2 protein-coding genes and 1 pseudogene are annotated in these 2,821 nt (G+C 59.1%); 2 read left to right on the top strand and 1 reads right to left on the bottom strand.

All coding sequences use genetic code 11. The annotated features are described in order from the left end of the window. Together ACVW0R_RS13360 and ruvB are read left to right on the top strand one after the other, a co-directional pair. Window positions 1-120: pseudogene (locus ACVW0R_RS13360) on the top strand (photosystem II q(b) protein); the annotation flags it as partial. A gap of 140 nt (window positions 121-260) precedes the next feature. Continuing rightward, a complete protein-coding gene (gene ruvB, locus ACVW0R_RS13355; protein WP_011430641.1) occupies window positions 261-1,397 on the top strand; it encodes a Holliday junction branch migration DNA helicase RuvB in 1,137 nt (378 codons plus the stop codon). A gap of 320 nt (window positions 1,398-1,717) precedes the next feature. Here the strand turns inward: ruvB and ACVW0R_RS13350 are convergent. Further along, window positions 1,718-2,821, bottom strand: a 1,104-nt coding sequence (locus tag ACVW0R_RS13350; protein ID WP_457502192.1) for a phycobilisome rod-core linker polypeptide, incomplete at its 5' end; no start/stop codon positions are given.

Here is a 2,821-nt window from a genome sequence, read left to right as displayed (position 1 = left end):
ACGTGGGCTGATGTGTTGAACCGTGCCAACCTGGGGATGGAAGTGATGCACGAGCGGAATGCGCACAACTTCCCGCTGGACCTGGCGGCGGTGGAGGTAGCGCCTGCGGTGCGTGGCTGATGGCCTGACCTGACGCTTCAACAGCATTGGTGGATCCCCCGGCTTGGTCTGGGGGATTTTTTTGTTCTCTTTGCTGGGGTGATCTTTCCCAGAGCTTTTCTAGAGTTAAATTGGGGCCATTGCCTCTGTGACTTAGGGATATGGCAATCATTTCTTCTCGGGATACAGGCCAGAACGCTGAGGGCCCCAAGCGGCGGCAGCAAAAGTCTTCAGCCTGGAGAAAAGAAGGCAGAGAGTTGAGCTTTGCTGGGGAAAGGGGAGCGGATCCCTCTGCCCTGTTGCAGCCGCAAGCCCACCCTGGCGAAGCGCAGGAAGAATCCCTGCGCCCGCGCACCCTAGCGGAATATATTGGCCAGACGGAACTTAAAGAAGTGCTCTCCATTGCCATTGCGGCGGCCCGCGCTCGCCAAGAGCCTCTGGATCACCTGCTGTTCTACGGCCCGCCTGGTCTAGGCAAAACCACGGTGGCAGCAGTGCTGGCGGCAGAAATGGGATCCCAGTTCTACATGACCACCGCGCCGGCTTTGGAGAGCCCCCGCGACATTGCCGGGTATTTGGTGCGCTTGAAGCGGGGGGATGTGTTGTTTATTGACGAGATCCACCGCCTGCCCAAGGTTACAGAAGAATTACTCTATCCGGCGATGGAGGATTTTCGTCTTGATATCACCATTGGCAAAGGTCGCTCTGCTCGCATCACCTCTCTGCCCTTGGAACGCTTTACCCTCATCGGGGCCACAACCCGCATTGGCGCCCTCACCTCGCCGCTGCGGGATCGCTTTGGCCACGTGCAACGGCTGCGCTTTTACGAGCCTCACGAGCTAGTGCAGATCGTGCTGCGCACGGCTCGCCTCTTAAATGTCTCCACCGATCCAGAAGGGGCTGCAGAGATCGCCCGCCGTTCTCGGGGCACGCCCCGCATTGCCAACCGCCTGTTCAAGCGGGTGCGAGATTACGCCCAGGTGCGAGGGGATGGCCACATTAGCCAAGAAGTGGCAGCAGCCGCTCTGGAGCTGTTCCAGGTGGATCCCATGGGTTTGGATTGGATCGATCGCAAGCTGCTGACGGTGCTGGTGGAGCAGTTCGGTGGAGGGCCAGTGGGCTTGGAGACGATGGCCGCGGTGACGGGTGAGGATCCCCAAACCATTGAAGAAGTGTATGAGCCTTATCTGTTGCAGATCGGCTACTTGCAGCGCACGCCCCGGGGTCGAGTGGTTACCCCTGCTGCGCTACGGCATCTGGGCTATGAAGCCCAGTCTCCTCTGCCTTTGTGGAGCTAATTTGTCTTTTCCCTCTCCCACAAAAGGAGAGAAGGGGTTGAGAGCATGCCTCTAACCCCCAAAACCCTGAACTTTGCTGAATTTACTGAGCTTTAGGCGGTTTGGCAAAAGTCATTGAGAGGGATATAGTAGACCAAGTTTCCCCCTGATCCTTGAGTCCACCGCAACGGTTGCCGGGAAGTGAAGGGGGAAAGCGCTCGGGGGGTATTCCTCAGGGCTTTGCGGGATACCGCCTTCCTGCTCAGAGATAGGCAGGATGCGATCGCTTCTTTCCTGAACCATGTTCAGGAGAGTTTAGCGTGAATGTATCAGCTCCATATCTAGCTGCGGTCATTGCCCACAGGGCTGAAGCTGGGCACCACCAGCTCGCGGTTTTGCTTGGTAAGGCGACCGTACAGCTCCTGCGTGTTGGGGAAGTTGGCCGCCGGCAGGGTGGGGAAGCGGCGATAGGGCACCGTGTCCTCGCCGAAGAGATCCCGATACTCCTGGGTGTTCAGCAGGGCGCGCACAAAGGCTTTCACCCCCTGGGTGGCCAAGATCTGGTTGTACTTGCGGATCTCCTGCTGGTTGAGAGGAGCACGGCCCAGGAAGTGCTTGGTGCCCAGCTCGATCACCTTGGTGTTGGGATAGGGGGCATAGAACTCGGAGCGGTACAGCTCGGAACACCCCAGGGCCTCGATGAACTCCTTGACGGTGATCTCGCCGTTGCGCAGCTTGGACTCGGCAGAGCTGAGCTCGGCGCTGATGTTGTAGATGTCCATATCCCGCTCGAAGACCTGCCGGTAGGCGGCGCGGATGAGGTTGTTGACTTCCGCTTTGTTGGCCAGGCTGGTGAGCTTGAAGACAGGGATCTCTTGGCGTACCTTGGGCACCCCCTGCTGGGCCCGCCGCTGGATTTCCAGCTCGCCGGAAGGCATATCCCGAGGCTGACCCAACTTGACAAACAGCGGAATGTCCTCGTCGGTGCGAATGGGCTTGGTCACTGCCATGTCGGTGGAGCCGGGGCGCATCCGCCGCAGCGCCAGGCCGCCGGGGGTGAGGTAGCGCTCATAGGGCACGATATCTTCCCCGAAGACCTGCTGGTACTCCTCGCTGTCGAGGATGGCGTCCACGACGGCGTAGAACCCTTTCTTGGAGGCGATGTCAAATAGGCGGTTCATCTCCTGGCGCCCGTAGGTGGGTCGGCCCAGCAGCTTGCGGTGGATAAACTCGATGGCTTTGCAGACATACAAGCTGGACCAGTACTTGTTGCGGAAGAGATCCGACTTGGCCAGTTGGCGAATAAACTCTTTGACAGGAATTTCCCCCGACTCCAGCTTGATCTCCCAACGGGTTAGCCGTTGGCCTTCATAGGGCACATAGCCGTACACCTGCTGGTAGCAGGCGCGGATCACCGCTTGCGTCGAGACTTCGCTGCCAACAAC

It is taken from the genome of Thermostichus sp. MS-CIW-15, assembly GCF_054060575.1.
The sequence above is the reverse complement of the archived record's forward strand: the minus strand, read 5'-3'. Positions and strand labels throughout refer to the sequence as shown.